Annotated in this window: 16 protein-coding genes; 8 read left to right on the plus strand and 8 right to left on the minus strand. The window is 72.1% G+C overall.

The window, feature by feature from the left end; translation table 11 throughout:
* Positions 1 to 103 precede the first annotated feature (103 nt).
* The 3 genes from ACIP9H_RS34145 (at position 104) to ACIP9H_RS34155 (ending at position 2,107) form a co-directional block, all read left to right on the plus strand.
* Positions 104 to 853, plus strand: coding sequence for a hypothetical protein (locus ACIP9H_RS34145; RefSeq protein ID WP_401962966.1), 750 nt, complete (start codon positions 104 to 106; stop codon positions 851 to 853).
* A gap of 107 nt (positions 854 to 960) precedes the next feature.
* The gene (locus tag ACIP9H_RS34150) at positions 961 to 1,146 is read left to right on the plus strand and encodes a hypothetical protein (RefSeq protein WP_401962968.1); all 186 of its coding nucleotides are present in this window, start codon (positions 961 to 963) and stop codon (positions 1,144 to 1,146) included.
* Positions 1,147 to 1,240: 94 nt separating this feature from the next.
* Positions 1,241 to 2,107, plus strand: a complete 867-nt coding sequence (locus ACIP9H_RS34155; RefSeq protein ID WP_401962969.1) for a hypothetical protein — start codon at positions 1,241 to 1,243, stop codon at positions 2,105 to 2,107.
* A gap of 305 nt (positions 2,108 to 2,412) precedes the next feature.
* Here the strand turns inward: ACIP9H_RS34155 and tpg are convergent, their stop codons facing one another.
* The 5 genes from tpg to ACIP9H_RS34180 all read right to left on the minus strand — a co-directional run bounded on the left by tpg (position 2,413) and on the right by ACIP9H_RS34180 (position 7,884).
* A complete protein-coding gene (gene tpg / locus ACIP9H_RS34160) occupies positions 2,413 to 2,967 on the minus strand; it encodes a telomere-protecting terminal protein Tpg (RefSeq protein WP_401962971.1) in 555 nt (184 codons plus the stop codon).
* An 11-nt stretch (positions 2,968 to 2,978) separates the two neighbouring features.
* On the minus strand, positions 2,979 to 5,033 hold the full coding sequence (tap, locus tag ACIP9H_RS34165; RefSeq protein ID WP_401962973.1) for a telomere-associated protein Tap: 2,055 nt from the start codon (positions 5,031 to 5,033) through the stop codon (positions 2,979 to 2,981).
* A 3-nt stretch (positions 5,034 to 5,036) separates the two neighbouring features.
* Positions 5,037 to 5,393: a hypothetical protein gene (locus ACIP9H_RS34170; RefSeq protein ID WP_401962975.1), complete on the minus strand. Its 357-nt coding sequence runs from the start codon at positions 5,391 to 5,393 to the stop codon at positions 5,037 to 5,039.
* A gap of 139 nt (positions 5,394 to 5,532) precedes the next feature.
* Positions 5,533 to 6,540, minus strand: a complete 1,008-nt coding sequence (locus ACIP9H_RS34175) for a DUF2278 family protein (RefSeq protein ID WP_401962977.1) — start codon at positions 6,538 to 6,540, stop codon at positions 5,533 to 5,535.
* A 111-nt stretch (positions 6,541 to 6,651) separates the two neighbouring features.
* The gene (locus ACIP9H_RS34180) at positions 6,652 to 7,884 is read right to left on the minus strand and encodes an FAD-dependent oxidoreductase (protein WP_401962979.1); all 1,233 of its coding nucleotides are present in this window, start codon (positions 7,882 to 7,884) and stop codon (positions 6,652 to 6,654) included.
* Between the two features lie 117 nt (positions 7,885 to 8,001).
* Between ACIP9H_RS34180 and ACIP9H_RS34185 the strand changes: the two genes are divergently transcribed.
* Positions 8,002 to 9,261: a cytochrome P450 gene (locus tag ACIP9H_RS34185; protein ID WP_401583778.1), complete on the plus strand. Its 1,260-nt coding sequence runs from the start codon at positions 8,002 to 8,004 to the stop codon at positions 9,259 to 9,261.
* 265 nt (positions 9,262 to 9,526) lie between these two features.
* Positions 9,527 to 10,081, plus strand: a complete 555-nt coding sequence (locus ACIP9H_RS34190; protein ID WP_401583781.1) for an HPP family protein — start codon at positions 9,527 to 9,529, stop codon at positions 10,079 to 10,081.
* Between the two features lie 67 nt (positions 10,082 to 10,148).
* Here the strand turns inward: ACIP9H_RS34190 and ACIP9H_RS34195 are convergent, their stop codons facing one another.
* A complete protein-coding gene (locus ACIP9H_RS34195) occupies positions 10,149 to 11,018 on the minus strand; it encodes an alpha/beta fold hydrolase (protein ID WP_401583784.1) in 870 nt (289 codons plus the stop codon).
* A gap of 425 nt (positions 11,019 to 11,443) precedes the next feature.
* On the opposite strand from ACIP9H_RS34195, the gene ACIP9H_RS34200 reads away from it, so the two are divergent.
* The gene (locus tag ACIP9H_RS34200) at positions 11,444 to 12,556 is read left to right on the plus strand and encodes an acyltransferase family protein (protein WP_401583787.1); all 1,113 of its coding nucleotides are present in this window, start codon (positions 11,444 to 11,446) and stop codon (positions 12,554 to 12,556) included.
* A 34-nt stretch (positions 12,557 to 12,590) separates the two neighbouring features.
* Here ACIP9H_RS34200 and ACIP9H_RS34205 read toward each other — a convergent pair whose 3' ends face one another.
* Both ACIP9H_RS34205 and ACIP9H_RS34210 read right to left on the minus strand, forming a co-directional pair.
* Positions 12,591 to 13,463, minus strand: a complete 873-nt coding sequence (locus tag ACIP9H_RS34205; RefSeq protein ID WP_401962981.1) for a hypothetical protein — start codon at positions 13,461 to 13,463, stop codon at positions 12,591 to 12,593.
* Between the two features lie 217 nt (positions 13,464 to 13,680).
* Positions 13,681 to 14,469 (minus strand): thioesterase II family protein, encoded by a 789-nt coding sequence (locus ACIP9H_RS34210; RefSeq protein WP_401962982.1) that lies wholly within the window; start codon positions 14,467 to 14,469, stop codon positions 13,681 to 13,683.
* Positions 14,470 to 14,866: 397 nt separating this feature from the next.
* On the opposite strand from ACIP9H_RS34210, the gene ACIP9H_RS34215 reads away from it, so the two are divergent.
* Positions 14,867 to 15,115, plus strand: coding sequence for a transposase (locus ACIP9H_RS34215; RefSeq protein WP_401963060.1), 249 nt, complete (start codon positions 14,867 to 14,869; stop codon positions 15,113 to 15,115).
* A gap of 405 nt (positions 15,116 to 15,520) precedes the next feature.
* The gene (locus ACIP9H_RS34220) at positions 15,521 to 16,711 is read left to right on the plus strand and encodes a hypothetical protein (protein WP_401962984.1); all 1,191 of its coding nucleotides are present in this window, start codon (positions 15,521 to 15,523) and stop codon (positions 16,709 to 16,711) included.
* Positions 16,712 to 16,983 lie beyond the last annotated feature (272 nt).

The raw sequence follows: 16,983 nt of genomic DNA on the forward strand, positions 1-16,983 counted from the left end.
GCCCACATGCACAACCTCGCCCTCGTGTCATGAGAAGACGAGCCCGGCGCCCACTCTGACCTGCCCGCGCGCAGGCTTGTGCAACACCCTTTAGCATGACGTCATGACGGATGTGGGGGAATTCCGGGTCGGTGACGTACTGTCGGTCGCCTGCCCCTTCGCCCTGGCCGAAGTCGAACAGTCCTTGAATTGGGGTCACGTGTCAGTGCGGTGGCCGTGGTGGGACATCGACACAGGCAGCGATTTCGTGGATTGGAGCGGGATCGTCGCCCTTGGCGTGAACGGCGACGGGCACGTCTCGTGCGACGTGGAGACGGAGTTGTTCAGAACCGACCCGCCGCCGGAGCAGCTGAAGGCGGGTGACCTCTGCCAGGTCGGAATACCCCCGACGGTGGTGCACGTGACAGCTGTCGATCATCACGACCCGCCGCTGGAAACCGGCTGGCTACCGCGCCCCCACCTCACCGTGTCCGTGCTGCGCCGCGGCCTGTCCTACCGCGAGTTCCCGGACCACAGCCATCTCGACGGCACGGGCTACAGCCTCCACCCCGGCAACGGGATCCCGTACACCTTTGAACTGCTGATGAGGCCGTACTCGGCTCTCCAGCCGGGCGATGAGGTCGCCGACGCAGTAGGGCGGGCCTGGCGCTTCGAAGGGCCCTGGGACTGGACCGCCTTCGACGGATCGCCGGCGGGAGCGGGGCCCGAGTGGCCGCTTGTACTGTTGACCCGCTCAGGGACGCCGTGCTCCGGCGTGGACGCGGATGCGGTGGCCGCAAGCACGGCAAACGGCTCCCACCAGGGGACCGTCCGGCAGTGGATGTCACTCACCGACGCCTCGCCCACCCCCTGACCGGGGCACTGTGTCTTCTATCCACCTTGGTGACGACAAGCGCCCAGATGTGATGACTGTCGTGCTCCGGCGCATCCGCGCTGTGACTGAGCACTTCATTTGGCGAGTTGAGCAAGGTACCGGACGACGCGTTGTCGGTGCGGCGCCGTCCGATGGCCGATCCGCTCGAGCTTGAGCGGCAGCCGCCGGCTGCGGCGGGCCGCTTCCCTCGCAATGCGCCAAAAGGGTTTGTCATGAGGCTGGATGCCGACAATGATCACCTCATGACGACCAGAAAGGGCCATGCCCTCTAGGTGCCCCGCTCCGCTCTCCAGCGCTCGCGCGCCGCCGGCCGCAACTCACCGCATCGACCGATGGCCATGACCGCCCACCAAGGAGAGCCCGCCCGTGCAGAAGACTGCCCTCATTCCCTACGCCCACCTCCCCCGAGCGCACCACCGCCGCCACGTCCTGACCAGTACCGTCGACGTCTTCGGCGCCGCCCACTGGCTGCTTGCCGAGCGCGCTCCGCAGCGCGGCGGCGATGTCCTGCCCTACGACGCGCTGATCGTCTCCGTCCATCCGAGCGGCAACGTCGAACTCACCGAGCTGAGCGCCGTGCGAGCCCGCTGGCCGCGCCTGGACCGCCTGCCGGACGGTGGGTTCGTCGTCGCCGCGTCGCGGGCCCGCCGGCACGAGAACGCGAACCAGGTCCAGGTCTTCGACGCGCTCGGGCGCGAGACCTCGTCCTTCTCCGTCGGGGACGCCATCGAGCACCTGCTCGTTGACGAGTCCGGCCATATCTGGGTCGGTCACTTCGACGAGAACCCGGCCGGAATCCGCCGCTGGAGCGCCACGGGCCGACTCGCCTGGACATCGGACGGTGCCCATATCCCCGGCCTCTTCGACTGCTACGCGCTGAACGTGTCGCGTACCACCGCCTGGGCGTGCCCCTACACGGACTTCCCGCTCGTCGAGATACGCCCCGACCGCACCGCCCAGCCCGTGAGGGTGCGGTCGAACCGCGTACGGGGGGCCAAAGCGCTGGCTGTCCACGGCGACCGAGTCACCTTCTACGGAGGCTACGGCGAGAGGCAGGACCGACTCGCCCACGGTGAGCTCACCGAAACATCCGTCGAGCCAACGGAGGTCAGCGTGCTCACCCTGCCCAATGGCCTTGCTCCCGGCCGCCGACGGGTCGTCGGCCGAGGAAGCAGGATCTACGTCCAGGCCGAGCCATTCACCGCGTGGGGCGTGTTCGACCTCAGCAGCTGATACCCAGCACAGAACAGACCCTTTCGCCCGGTCGCCGACCATCCGACACCAGTGCCGCAAGGAGCTCTCCGCGGCTCGTGGCAGCGAGGATCAGACGGTCTTCGACCGGATGACCGAACTCTTCGACAAGCAGGTGCACGGCGTTCTTCTGCTGCGCTGATCACCTCACGCCCGTAACACGAGCAAACGGGCCGGCTTGCGCCCGTCGTCACCGTCGGGCCGAATGCGTGCATCGGAGTTGTCCGTCCGGGCATGTACCGCGCCCGGTCTCAGGCGCTGGCGCCACGCGGTAGGCCGCGGCCCGGTCAGAACTCCAGCTCGACGTAGTCGATGTCGGTGAACTCGACGTTCAGGCCCTGGGCGCGGCGGCCGCGGTCCTTGAAGTAGATCTCCTGGAGGCCCTCGGCGGCGATGGCGCGCAGCTGCTGCTCGGTGGCCCCGGCGTCCTGGGCGGCGAAGAGGCGGGCGGCGTACGCGGGCGGCAGGGACTGGGTGATGAGGCGCACGCGGCTGTCGTCGGTGGAGCCGGGCGCGGCGGTGAAGCCGAAGCGGGCGCGGGTCTCGATGACGATCCCGCCCGTGGTGGCGGCGCGCTTTTTCGCACGCTCGCGGACACGGGGCTGCCAGCGCTCGCGGACGGCGTTCTCCAGCCGGGCGGCGAGGTCCTTGCGGGGATGCTTCAACTGGCCCGTGACGTACCGCTCGACGGTGCGCTGGGAGACCCCCAGGAGGGCCGCGACGGCGCGGGTGCCCTTCTCGTGCTTGACAAGGAACCGCATGCGCGACGGGGCCGACTGGGGGAGAGGACGGGTGAAGGTCGCCGCGCTCGCCTTGTCGAGGCTGTCGCCGAGGACGCCCATGGGTACTCTCCCTACTCGCCGTCGGCGGCGGCGTCGGTGCCCTTGATGTGGCGGGCGGGATTGTGCCCGTCCTCCAGGAGTTCGGCGGCCCACATCAGCGACTGGGTGCCCTCGTGCTTGACCATGCCGGGCGAGACCCCGAGGCGGAAACCGCCCGCCAGGGGCTTGCCGTCGGCGCTGTACGGCAGGAAGTCCAGGGGGCCGGGGCCGTCGGACAGATAGACGGCGCAGTCGGAGAGCACCGCGATCGGGTGCAGGCCGACGGCGGCGAGCCTGAGCATCTTGCGGTGCATGTTGACGCGGGCGGTGGCGATGACGGCGGCCCTGATGTCCGGGCGCCAGGTGGGGCGTTCCAGGGCCGGCCAGCGCTCGCCGGGCCGGTAGCCGGCGCCCTGGGGACGTTCGCGGAGCTTGCCGATGCCGCCCTTGACGGTGGCCTTGATCGCCGACAGCAGCGCGACCCGCGCCGGGTCGGTCCGCTTGTGGCGCTCCATCGCGGCGAGGAACTCGCCTTCCGGCATGCCCGGAACCACTCCCAGTTCGCCCATGGTGGCCAGATAGGCGTCGCGCAGACGCGTGTACCAGGCGTCCAGGTACGGTCCGTGCTCGGGCCGCACGTACGCCTCCAAGGGGGCGACGCCGTGACCGAGTTCGGCGGCGTAGGCCACCGTCGGCGTGGCGTACCAGGCGGGGCCCTCGGGGCGGCCGCCGTGCGGGGTGAAGGGGTTCGGCAGCCGAGGGTCGAGGTCGACGCCGGACAGGTCGACCAGCCAGCAGCCGGGCAGGGCCTTGTCGAAGGCCGGGGCCTTCACGTGCACGGGCTCGCCGAGCCCGACGGTGAGCCGGTTCGCGGCGGCGGCGAAGGCCATGTTGACATCGACGCCGACGGCGTACGGCTGCGCGCACTCGGCGTCGGTGAGGAGTTCCGGGTCGCGGATCCAGTCGTACGCCTCCTCGTCCAGTACCTGGTCCGGGGTGCGCTGGTGACCGCGCGGGTGGAGCGCGGCGACGACGGGGTGCTCGTCGGGGGCCTCGGGCGGTGCGGGGTCGGCCGGGCCGGTGAGCGCGCCGGGGTTCGGCCCCGACACCCATGCCCCGGTCGCCGGGTCCTTCACCGCCCGGGTGGGCGGGCGCAGGGCGGTCATCAGCTCCAGGCCGGACACGGCGGTCGAGCCGCGCGGGGTCAGCACGCGGGAGGCGTACGCGGCGAGCATCTGGGCGAGTTCGGGCGCCGGCAGGCCGGCGGCACCGCCCCACGACCTCGTGTCCAGCGCCCCCCAGGGCAGGACGGCCAGTTGCACGCACTGGCGCCGGCCGCCCTCCGCGGGCCGGAACACCCGGGCCCACGGGCCGAAGCCGCGCTGGGTCAGCTGCCATCCGGCCCGCGTGATCCGCCGCACGACCGCGTGGTCCGCGGGCAGCCTCAGACCGCGGCGGTCCTCCAACTCCGCGGGCAGGCCGAGTCGTTGTGCCGCCGCGTCGGTGAGCACGATCAGCGGGTCGGCGTCCTTGCCGTTGCGGTGCAGCCGCGCCGCGCCGAGACGTGCCTCCGCCAGCGTCCACTCCACCAGGGACGGGATGTCCTGTGCCGGGCAGCTGAGCACCAGGCCGCCGGCTCCGTACGCCGATCCGTCGCCGTCCAGCACCGCCAGTGGGCCGTTCACGAACCGGGGGTCGGGCGCCTCCTGTTCGGCGTCCCGGGTGCGGCGTCCCGCCTGCGGCGCCCGCGCGGCGGGGGCGGCCGGGGCCTGTGGCTGTGACTGCGGCTGCGGTTCCGGCTGGGGCTGCGGCTGCGGCTGCGGTGCCGCGTCCTGCGCGAGCTGCCCCGCGATGCCGTCCAGGAGCTTGGCGTACGCGGCCCGTGTGGCGCCCTGCGGTTCGCTGCGGCCGGCCTCCCAGCCGGCCACCGTGGTACGGGTGACCTGGAGCGCCTCGGCGATCTCGGCCTGGGTGAGGCCGTACGCGGTGCGCAGCCGGGAACGTTCGGCGGGCTCGGGGAGGGCGGTGCGGCGGGGTCCGGACCGCAGGAGGGCGTCGACGGGGTCGGGGCGCTGGGACTTCGTCACGCTTCATGCCTCCCCGGAGCGGTGGACCTCGCGCGGCGCGGCGTCGAGGAACGCGCGCAAGTGCTGGCCGGTGAGGATGCGCGCGGGGTTGCGTCCCGGGGGCAGCGGCAGCCGGTGGCCGAGGGCCCACTGGAAGCGGCGGGCCGGGGCGAGGTCGAAGACGTAGCGGCCGTCCGCCGCGTCGTCGCAGCGGCTCCCCCGGATCTCGAAGGCGCCGACGCACACCCCTCCGTCGACGAAGGCGAGCAGGAAGTCGCCGTGCGTGGCGACGGTGCGCGCCGCGAAGCGCCATCCGCGCCCCGCGCCCTCCGCCACGGTCCGGCCGTCGCGCAGCGACTGCCGGACGTCGACCGCAAGCATGCACTCCTCCGACTCCGACCGGGGGCGGGCCGTCCGGCCGTTCCGGCCGGTTCACCCGCGCAACGACGGACTTTATCAGCCGATAAAGTCCGTCGCGATCATCCCCGCGCGGAGCCGCCCGGTGTGTCGCGAGGGCTCCTCAGAAGACGATGGTCCAGCCCTCGCGCCCGGCCTGCTCCGCGGTGTAGGAGACGCCGTGCACCTTGCGGCCGTCCGCGTCGAGGAGTGTGATCGCGCCGCCGCGGTTGCCCAGTTGGAGCGGGGCGGCGAGCGTGAACGCCAGGGCCGCCCCGGCCGGGAGCGGTCCGGCGGGCACGGCGCAGCCGTTCTTCAGGCGGTCGAGCAGGGTCCAGCCGGTGAGGTCGACCGGGGCGGGTGAGGCGTTGAGCAGCGTGACGGTCTCCGTCTCGGGGGCGGGACCGGGCGGATTGGCGAAGGCGGCCACGATCCGGACGCGCTCCTCGCCCGCGCCGGGTCGCGGGCCCGCGTCCTCCAGGGCGTGGCCGGTGATGTCGTCGGTGTGCCAGGCCTGGCTCTGGAAGGCGAGGAAGATGCCGACCCAGCGCGGCTCGCCGGGGAAGCGGATCAGGAGGCCGCCGTCCTGCCAGACGCCGTCGTCGCCGCGGAACCGGCCGCTGTTGCCCTGGTTCATGTGGATGTCGTGCACGCCGTTGCCGGGCAGGAAGCCGAACACCTTGTCCTTGACGCCCGGTTCGGGTCCCCAGCGCTCGCCGAAGACGTACAGCCGCGCGTCCGGGTCGGCGACGGCGCGCTGCACGTAGTGGTCGAGGAGGTCGGCGAGGTCGTTGTCGGGGCCCTGGGCGTCCGGCGGCAGGGTGCGCATCCGTGCGGGGTCGAGGAGATTGCCGCGGATGTAGTCGAGGTTGGCGCCGCCGGGACCGGCCGGGAGGGTGTTCCAGCCGCTTCCGAGGTCGCCGAGGGGCTCGGTGAGGGGGTGCCGGAGGTCGTCCTCGACGAGGTACAGCAGCTCGGAGGGCTCCTCCTGGGACCTGACGTTGACGGCCGCTCGGTAGTGGGTGCCGCCGCCGTCGGTCAGGTGGATCTGATAGTGCGGGGTGTCGGAGGCACCCTCCCGGCGAACGCCGGTCGCGCGGGCGACCAGGACTCCGTACGACTTCAGCGGCATCGGGTTCTGCTCCTTCGCGTGGGGCGACCGCGCGAGCTGTGCGCCGGACGCCCCCAGTGTCGCAGCGGGGCCGTGGGCCGCGCGGCGAAACCTCCCGTTCCGCCCGGGAGTTCACCGTACGGACGCGGCCGGGGGGCGTTCGCGCAGGGCGCCGTAACCGAAGAAGTACGCCGGGAGCCGCCGCAGCCGGCGCGAGCCGGCGAGCGCGTTGGCCACGCGTCGACCGCGCGCGGCGCTGCCGAACGGCGGCTCCCCGCGCAGCACGGGGGCGATGACCCGGGCGTGGGCGATCCGCTGGAGGGTCTGGGTGGCGGCCGTGGTGGGCCGCCTGCGGCGCTGCACAGCGCGTACGTCGCGCAGGCCGACGCCGCCGCGGCGCAGGGGCTCGACGAGATGCCGGGCGGTGGCCACGGCGTCCTCGACGGCGAGGTTGATGCCGATGCCGAAGACCGGGGACATCGCGTGCGCGGCGTCGCCGATGCACAGCAGTCCGGGGCGGTGCCAGCGGCGCAGCCGTTCCAGGCGTACGTCGAGGAGCTTGACCTCGTCCCAGGAGCGCAGGGCGCCGGTGCGGTCCCCGAGCCACGGCACGGCGGTGGCGTAGTCGGTGAGGAAGCGCTCGAGTCCGTCGGCGCGGCGCTCGGCGTCGCTGCCCTTGGGGATGAGCGCGGCGCACTGCCAGTAGTCGCCGCGGTCGATCATCGCGGTCAGGAAGCGGTCGCCGGCGCCGCCGACGAGTCCGTGCGGGTCGCCGTCGTGCCGGGGCAGCCGGAACCACCAGGCGTCCATGGGGCAGTCGTAGCGGCGCAGGCCCAGTTCCGGCCGGGAGCGCGCCAGTGATCCCCGCCCGTCGCAGGCGACGGTGAGGTCCGCGCGCAGCTCGCCGGTGCGTCCCTCCAAGGTGCGGTAGCGCGCCCCGGTGACGCGGCCGCGCTCGATGAGGAAGGAGGTCGCCTCGGTGTTCATCCGCAGGTCGAAGGACGGCTCGCGCCCGGCCTCGTCCGCGAGAAGTCCGAGCAGGTCCCATTGGGGCACCATCGCCACATAGTTGTAGGGGCCGCGCAGCACTTCGAGGTCGGCGACGGTGACCAGCGACCCGTCGGTCCCGACGGGCAGCTGGAGGGTGCGCACCCGGCGCTGCGGCAGCGCCGCGAAGCGTTCGGCGAGGCCGAGATCGTCCAGCAGGGCGAGGGTCGAGGGATGCACGGTGTCGCCGCGGAAGTCGCGCAGGAAGTCGCCGTGCTTCTCCAGCACGGTGACCGCGATCCCGGCCCGGGCGAGCAGCAGGGCGAGCACCATGCCCGCGGGGCCGCCGCCCACCACACAGCACGTGGTCCGTTCCATCCGCGCCCTGCCCCTCCGGCAGTGCACAGACACCGCCATATCGGTACATAATATTCTTATTGTGATCACAGCCTCGCGCGCCGGTCCCGACGCGCGCCCCCACGTTCCGGAGGCACGATGAGCCGGCAACCGGTCCTTCTCCCCTACGCCGACCCGGCCTTCGTGGCGGACCCCTTCCCGTTGTACCGGGAACTCAGCCAGGAGGGCCCGGTACGGCGGGCCGTCATCGCGGGCGGTGTCGAGGCCTGGCTGGTGACACGCTTCGAGGACGGTCTCGCCGCCCTCTCCGATCCCCGGCTGAGCAGCGACGTCCGCGACGCGTCCGACCCCCGCCTCATGGAGATGCTGCCCGTCACGGAGCGCGAGTCGATGCTGAGCAGCATGCTGCGCTCCGACCCTCCCGACCACACCCGTCTGCGCCGGCTGGTCTCGAAGGCGTTCACCGCCCGCCGCATCGCCGAGCTGCGGCCGCGGATCCAGGAGGTCACCGACCGCCTGCTGGACGCGATCGTCCCCGAGGGGCGCGCCGACCTCGTCGCCGACTTCGCGCTGCCGCTCCCCGTCACCGTGATCAGCGAGCTGCTCGGGGTGCCGTCCACCGAGCAGGACGACTTCCAGCGGTGGACCGACGAGATGATCATGCGCGGGGCGGAGCCGCCGGACCCGGTGAAGGTCGACGCGGCCTGGCGGCAGATGCGCGCCTACCTGGTCGGCCTCCTGGACGACAAGCGCGCCCGGCCCGGCGACGACCTGCTCAGCGCCCTCATCACCGCCCGGGACGAGGAGAACCGGCTCGACGAGGACGAGCTGATCGCCATGTGCTTCCTGCTGCTGGTGGCCGGCTACATCACCACGGTCAACCTGATCGGCGGCGGCGTGACGGCGCTGCTCGCCCACCCGGAGCAGCTGCGCATGCTGCGGGACGACCCGGAACTGCTGCCCGGCGCCATCGAGGAGTTCCTGCGCTGGGACGGTCCCGTCAGCCCCGGCATCGCGCGCTTCGCGCGGGAGGACGTCGAGATCGCGGGCACGGCCGTTCCGCGCGGCGCGACCGTCCTGATCGCCTCCGCCATCGCCGACCGCGACCCGCAGCGCTTCCCCGACCCGGACCGGCTCGACATCACCCGCGGCGACAGCGCCCACCTGGCGTTCGGCCACGGCATCCACTACTGCCTCGGCGCCCCGCTGGCCCGCCTGGAGGGCCAGATCGCGATCGGCACGGCCTTGCGCCGCCTCCCCGGGCTCGCGCTCGCCGTGCCGCCGGAGGAGATCCGCTGGCGGATGGGCGGACTGCGCGGGCCGTCGTGGCTGCCGGTCACGTTCACGGCCGGTGCCCCTGAGGAGGCGGGCCGGGAGGCCGGGGTCGCGGCGTCGTAGCAACCCCCACCGCCGCGCCGGGGCAAGCGGGCGGAAGTGCCTCGATAGGCGGTATCGATCAAGCGATAAAAAGCCGCATTTGGACACGCGGAGGGCCGGGACCTCAGGATTTTCTGCGTGCCCCGCACCACGGACGACGAACCCGCCGTGTCCGGGAGTCGGGGCCGAATCCGAGGTGTTCCCGTGCTGCTCCCGCGCATTCCCCCACCCTGCGCCGCGTCCGGATCCCGCCCCACGACGGGCCGCGATCGGGAGAGGCGGCGCCATGGCGACTAGCCCGCCCGAGACCACCGTGACCGCGCATGCCCCGGCCGGCCCCGCGGAGCGGGCGCCGGCCCGGTGGTGGCGTTCCACGGAGCCGCGGCCGGCGCGGCGCACGGTCGTGTCGGCGGCCGTCACCACGTCGGTGGGACTGGCCCTCGTGGTGGCCCTGGGAACGCTCATCCACCAGACGGTGCTGATACCGCCGCTCGCGGCCACGACGGCCATCGTCACGGCGACCCCCGGCTCGCCCCTCGCGCAGCCGCGCCATGTCTTCGGCGGCCACCTGCTGTCCTGCCTCGTCTGCTTCGTGGTGCTCGCCTTCGGCTGGCACGGGCCCTGGGCGGCAGCCGTGGCCTGCGGCATCGCCTGCGGCCTCGTCCTCGTGCTCAAGGCGGCCCACCCGCCCGCGATGGCGACCGCCGTCATGATCATGCTCACGAACCCGCCGGCCCATCTCTTCGTGCCCCTGCTGGCCGCCGGACTGGCCCTGCTGGTCATGGCACAGATGGCCTCGTCCCGCCTGCAACGAGAGGTCTACCCCACCACGTGGTGGTGAGCCACCGCGACACGGAGTGGGGCGGCGCACCTGACCTGCAGCCGCCCCACTCCGCCCCGTGTGCCGGTCAGCGCACCGTCCGCACCGCCTGCTCGATGACGCGGGCGACGGCGTCCGGGTGGGACACGGTCACGGCATGGGAGGAGCGGACCGTCGCGATGTGGGCGTGAGCGCGCTCGGCCATCCACACCTGAAGCTTCGGAGGGATGATCCGGTCGTCGGTGCCGACCAGGGCCCAGGAGGGGATCGTCTTCCAGGCGGGTTCACCGGAAGGCTCGTGCAGGGCCGTGCCCGTCCCCGGCCGCTGCGTGACGGCCATCAGCCCGGCGGTGCCCGCGGGCACGTCCGCACCGAACGCCTGACGGAACTGGGACTGGTCGATGGACAGGTCCACGTCCTTGGAACCGTCGGGATTCGTGATCGGGACGGGCCGGAGCACCTGCCCGATGACGCTGCCCGGGAACTTGCCCGCCAGATCGTCGGCGCTCTCGCCCTTGTCGGGGAGGAACGCGTCCGTGTACACCAGCGCCTTGACCTTGTCGGAGCCCCGGGCGGCGTTGCTGATCACCGCGCCGCCGTACGAGTGCGCGGCCAGGACCACCGGCCCGTCGACGGCGGCCAGCACACTCTTGACGGAGGCGGCGTCGCCGCTCAGACTCCGCAGCGGGTTGGCCGCGGCCACCACCGGATAGCCGTCCTTCTTCAGCTTCTTGATGACACCGTTCCAACTGGAGGAGTCGGCGAACGCCCCGTGCACGAGCACGACGGTCGGCTTGGCGCGCTGCGGGGAAGCGGCCTTCGCCGTGCTCGCCGTGCTCGCCGTGCTCGTCGCGCTCGCCGCATCGACCGACGTGGCGAGGAGGCCGGCGGCGGCCGCGGCCGCGGCCAGCAGGACGAGCGGAGTACGGGCACGGGGGTCCATCGAGAGACGGGTCATGGGAAGTCCTTTCCGAGCGGATGGTTCAGCCGTGCAGGGCGAACAGCCGCGGGGCTGCGGGTCCTTCGGATGCGGCGACGCGGGGATCCCGGCACCGGACAACGGCGGGTCGGCCCGCACAATCGCCAGGCTCCGCCCTGCTCACACCCCTTACGACAAAGCACCAGCCGAAAACGTGACATTCGGTGTGGAAAGGGGCAACGGGCGGGCACTCGGGGAAAACGGGTGACGGGCGACGTCGATCCGTTGAACCGCTCGGCCGCCCGCCGCGTATCCGTCACTGCGGGTCGCGCCGGGTCGGCGGTGTGCCGCCCGGCGACAGAAGGGGCCGAACGATCTCAGTGCAGGCGAGCCGTCCTCCCGCGAGCAGCACCCTCGGCGTGCCCGTGCCCGCTCCCGTGCCCGCTCCCGTTCCGGTGGGACACGTGCGGCAGCAGCACGTGGCGGGCCTCGACGGCCTCCGCGGCCTGGCCGCTCTGTACGTGGTCCTCTTCCACTGCTGGCTCTACACGTTCCCCGGCTACCCCGACAGTTCGGCTCCCTGGTGGCTCGACGGGCTGATGTTCGGCCGGCTCGCCGTCGTCTTCTTCCTGGTGGTCTCCGGCTTCTCCCTCGCCGTCACTCCGGCACGCAACGGCTGGCGGACCGACGGACTGGCCCGCTTCCTGCGCCGCCGGGCCTGGCGCATCCTGCCCCCGTACTGGGCGGCACTCGTGATGAGCCTGCTCATCGCGTGGTTCGTGGTGCCGGCCTCGCATTTCGGTCCGCCCACGGGCAGGTCCGTCCTGGTGTACGGGCTCCTCGCCCAGGACATGGTCACCGCGCCGACGCCGAACGGGGCGTTCTGGTCGATCGGCGTCGAGGCGGAGCTCTACCTCGTCTTCCCGCTCCTCCTGTTCGTGCGGCGCAGACTGGGTGCCGTGGCCCTGGTCGCGGGCGTGGCGCTCCCGGTCGTCGTCCGCGGCCTGACGGCGGCCAACGCCTCCCCCGTGGAGGGCGACAACTGGCTGACCCCGCACCTCGCACCCGCGTTCGTCGCCGGCGTGGCGGCTGCCGGGGTCGTCGCCGCATCGGCCAAGGTGCGGCGCCTGCCCTGGCATTGGCTGGCCTCCGCGGCGGTCGTTCCCGTCCTCGCTCTCGGCATCGCCAAGGGACCGGTGTGGACGGTGAACCACTACTTCTGGATCGACCTGGCCATCGCGCCCGCCATGGCGATGCTGCTCGCCGCGGTCGCCACGGGACGCCCCGCCGTTCTCGTACGCCTCCTGACCGCACGGCCCCTGAGCAGCCTCGGCGGCTTCTCGTACAGCCTCTACCTCATCCATCTGCCGATCGTCATGACCGTCGTCCGGCGCATCGCCCCGCGGTTCGTGCCCCCCGGCCTGCCCACGTTCCTGCTCGCCCTCGCCGTGGCGCTGCCCGTTTCGGTGCTGGGCGCGTGGCTGTTCGCCCGGTTCTTCGAGACGCCGTTCAAGCGGCACCGTTCCTGGAAGTCGTTGCTCAAGCAGGGCCGTTCCGGTGCGGAGGGGCGTGAGTGAGCAGCACGTCGGCGGCACCGGAGCCCGGGTCCACTCAGCGCAATCGGGCGGCCCGGTCGTAGCTCTCTCGCAGCCACGGTTCCCTGGCGGCGGGCATCCGCGCGAGCGTGTACTGGAACGCTTTCCCGGACGGCTGGAAGAGGTACGACGGGTGCGGCGGCAGCGGATCGTCCCGCTCCACGCCTGCCGGCAGCCCACCGACCGCCGGCAGCCGGGTCCGGTACGGCGGAAAGGCGAGCTCGGCCCAGAGCCCGGCGTCCATGGGTACCGGCAGCGCGTCGCCACCCGGCTGCCACACCTCTCCGGTCTGCGGATGGACCGGGACCAGCACCAGGTCAGCGGCCGGCTCGCCGAACCCCGGGCCCGCCAAGTCCAACCGCTTCGCGCCTTCCCCGGCGGGCAACAGCGCGCCGAGTGCCCGGCCCAGGAGTTCGTCCACCGGTCCCGGCGCCACCTCGACCGGCATACCCCCGGCGGCCACCACCACCCGTGCGAGAGCCACGCCCGCCGGGATGTCCCGGAACTCGCTCAGCCGGTTCTCCAGCGCCCCGGCACTCGGCAGCTCCGCCCAGTCCATGACCGGCCGCTCCGGCGGGCCCGGCAGCCGCACCACTGCCTGCGGTTCGAGCTGGACGAGCTGCCAGTACCCGCAGTCGTCCATCCTCGTCGCGACCGGCAGATCACAGCCCAGGCACGCGAGGTTCGGCCCGTCCCTCCCGTCGATCCCCATGCAGTAGCCGTCGGCCCGCTCAAGGATCAACCGTGTGCCGCGCATGTCGCCGGGCGCGAGGATGACAGTGTCCGACAACGCGTACAGCGCGGGATCTACGGCGTAGGAACCGGACTCCAGCAAGGGCGGATGCAGCGTCTCCCAGTGGGTGTCGGCCAGGTGGATCGGCAACGCCACCTCCGACACCGCCTCCGTCAGGACCGCCCCGCAGCCCGCACACCCGAATACCGCCAACCTGTCCCCTCCCGCGGTCGAAGCGCCTGCATCCCACCAAGCGGCGCCTCACAGAGCAAGGGGTTTTCCGGCGGCCCTGCAACGCCCCGCCGTTTTGGCGGGACCATGCGTTGATTGCCGTACCGAAGGCCGTGCGCTCGCGGCCCCCGGCATCACGTGCTCAGGCCGAAGTCGGGTGCGGAGCACTCGCGTCGAGGCGGGCGAACAGGTCGGCGACCAGGGCCGCCGCGTGCTGTTCGAGGTAGAAGTGCCCGCCGGGGAAGGAGCGCGCGGCGAAGCCCGACCGGGTCACCGCGGACCAGGCGTTCACTGCGTCCTCGTCGACGTGCTCGTCCTGGTCGCCGTAGTAGGCGACGACCGGGACATCCAGCCTCCCGGGCGCGAGATGGTCCCCGTAGCGGTCCAGGAGGCGGTAGTCGGCCCGGATCATCGGCAGGAACAGCTCACGGAGCTCTGGGTTGGCCAGGGCCTCCGCGTTGGTGCCGCTCATGGAGACCAGGTCCGCGACCAGTTCCTCGTCAGTGGCGTCGGCGAGCCCCCGTGAGCGGGTCTTTCCCGGTCCGGGCCTGCCCGAGACGCACAACGCCGCGAGTCCGGGCGCGAGGGGACCCGCCGCCAGGCGTGCCGCGACCTCGAATGCCACGGACGCGCCCATGCTGTGCCCGAAGAACACCAGCGGCCTGTCGGCGAGCCCCGCGCATGCCTGGGCGATCGGCTCGGCGAGCTCCTCCATGCTCCGCGCCGGCGGTTCGGCAATGCGGTCCTCGCGTCCCGGGTACCGTACGGCCAGCAGCTCGACGTCGTCGGGCACGAGCCCGGACCAGGGCCGGAAGAAGTTGGCCGCGCCTCCGGCGTGCGGGAAGCAGAGCAGACGCAGCCGCGGGGCCGGGCAGTTCCGCAACTGCCGGAACCACGGTGAGGGCCATGTCCCATTGGCCGCGGTGTGCATGGCGTCTCTTCTCTGTCGTGGGCGTCGGAGGCCTTCGGCGTCCCGCGCGACACACAGTACGGTGCCGGGTTTCCCGGGCTGCCACCGCAGCGCCGGTCACCGGCTTTCCGGAGGAACGCCGTCTCAGCCCGCCGAACAGGACTGTCGGGGACGGGTCAGGTCGACGTCTCCGGCTTCCACCCCACGATCGCTCTGCATGTGGCCCTGCACGACCCGGCCCTCGTCCTGCGCGACCTTGCCTCCCCCTACGCCGGCCCCCTGACTTCCCCGCCCGGGCTTGAAGCGCTGCGGCGATTGCGGACCGCTGTTCGCGCATGACCGAACTCTCAAGGAGATCCGCGCCGGCTGCCCCGAGCTCGACGCCGTCACCGACCACGTCCGCGACTTCGCCGAGATGATGCGCGACCTGCGCGGCGACCAGCTGCCCGACTGGATGGAGCGCCTCGAGCAAGACCCCCTGCCCGCGCTGCACTCCCTGACCAACGGGCTCCGCCGGGACCAGGACGCCGTCATTGCCGGACTGTCCACTCCCTGGAGCTCCGGCCAGGTCGAGGGAGAGAACACGAGAGTCAAGCTCATCGAGCGGACCGGATACGGCCGCGCCAACTTCGACCTTCTACGCAAGCGGATCCTGCATAGAACCTGATGACCAGCCACAAGATCAGCGCTGAGACGAGTTACGTGATCACCGACAAGGGCCCGCGCGGAGACCAACCGGACCAGCGCTGGCAGTCCCCCATGCAACGATCGCCGCTGGTCCCGCACCCCATTGCCTGCGGGCACCAAACGGACCGGCCGACCACATCTACTTGCACCAGGACCGGTGTCCGGCCGGACCACCGGCCCGAACTGTCAACGCTCTCTGAACCTTCACGAAGCAGCGACACGAACACACAGCCCCGCAAGTGCCGATCAAGAAACCGCGACGGCAGCCGCGACCGGGCCCCAGCTTCCCTTTCCGGCTCCTCCAAGCCGGGCGTGCGCCAGTGCTGGACGGGCCTGGTCGCGCTGGCCAGCGGCGAGCCCACGGCTCGACAGCGAGAATGGCGGGATGGACGGACTGGGTGGGGCGCTGGCGCGGGCAGCTGCGGATGGCGATGTGGTGGACGGCTGGCTCCAGGGGCTGGCGAGCAATCAGGCGCTGCCGGTGGAGGCGCTGGCCCGGCTGTTGGAGTTCGACGAGCTGCCGATACCGGGCAGCTGGCTCCGGTACAGGACCTTGGATGCCGCAGCGACGGAGCTGCTGGTGGCTTCGCCGCAGGTCCAGCACCGGCTGGACGTGACGGACAACGCGACGGCCGACGGCGACGTTCTGGCCCGGCTCGCGCGGGATCCGGAGCCCCGGGTCCGGTTCGTATACGCAGTGATGCTTTTCGAGTACAAGCGCCCTATCCCTGCCGGGGTGCTGGAGATCCTTGCGCAGGACCCGGACCCGAAGATCCGGCGGATCGTCAGCGGGAGTGAGAAGCCGCCCGTCGCGGTGCGGGAGCCGCCGTCCGTGCTGACGTCGGAGCAGCGGGTGGCACACCCGGATCCGACGGTGCGGATGAAGGCCGCCGCTGATCCCGCGGTACCGACCGTCCTGGCCCTGCGACTGGCGGAGGATCCCGAGAACGACGTCCGGCTCGCGGTGTCGATGCGGGAGGAGCTGACGGAGGAACAGCGCACGGCCATCCCCTGTACGGTGTGGCAGGACTTCTGGTCTCCGCCACCCTGGATCGCACGGCATGCGACGGACCCGGAGGCGGCCCGCCGGATCGCGAGGTCGGCGCACGTGGGGCTGCGGCGGGTGCTCGCGGCTCAGCCGCACCTGGCGCCGGACGTGGCGGCCCTACTTGCCGCGGACGAGGACGAGTGGGTGCGGCGCAGATTGGCCGAGTCGTGCGAGGACGCGCCGCACGACCTGCTGGTGGAGCTGTACGCCACCGTGCAGGACCGGTACTGGTCGGGGTACCGCTACCACCGCAACTTCTCCCGGCCCGGGTTGGCCCGGTTCGCCGACGACCCCAACCCACGGCTGCGGCACGCCTCGTTGGACGACCCGGAGGCCGGGCCAGAGCTGGTGCTGCGGCTAGCCGACGACCCCGAGGTGGGCCACTGGGCGATCCGCGACCCCAGACTGCCCACCAACGAACTGCTCCGGCGGCTCACCCTGCCGGCACATGCTGCGGCTGCCGCAGGCAATCCGGCACTGCCGGTGGCGGTCATGCACCACCTGCTGGACCTCGCCCGGGCACGCTGACCTTGGGCGAGCGGCTGATGCATGGCCTGCAGGGCGATCAGCCCGTCGTCCAGCTAGAGGTACCCGACCACTTCTGCCAGCACACCAAGGCCGTCAGGCCGACGCAGCGTCACAAGATCAGCGCCAGAGCCCGCGTAATTCCCCAGGCTGTCATCCCGACCTTCCGGAGGGGGGTCCGAAGGCCGGCCTGCCTGACAGCAGCACGAACTACCGACTCGAGCAGGGCCCAGCGAATCCACATGACAGCTGTGGCTGACTCCACGACCATTGGC

Source organism: Streptomyces sp. NPDC088732 (assembly GCF_044751205.1).
Taxonomy (GTDB): domain Bacteria; phylum Actinomycetota; class Actinomycetes; order Streptomycetales; family Streptomycetaceae; genus Actinacidiphila.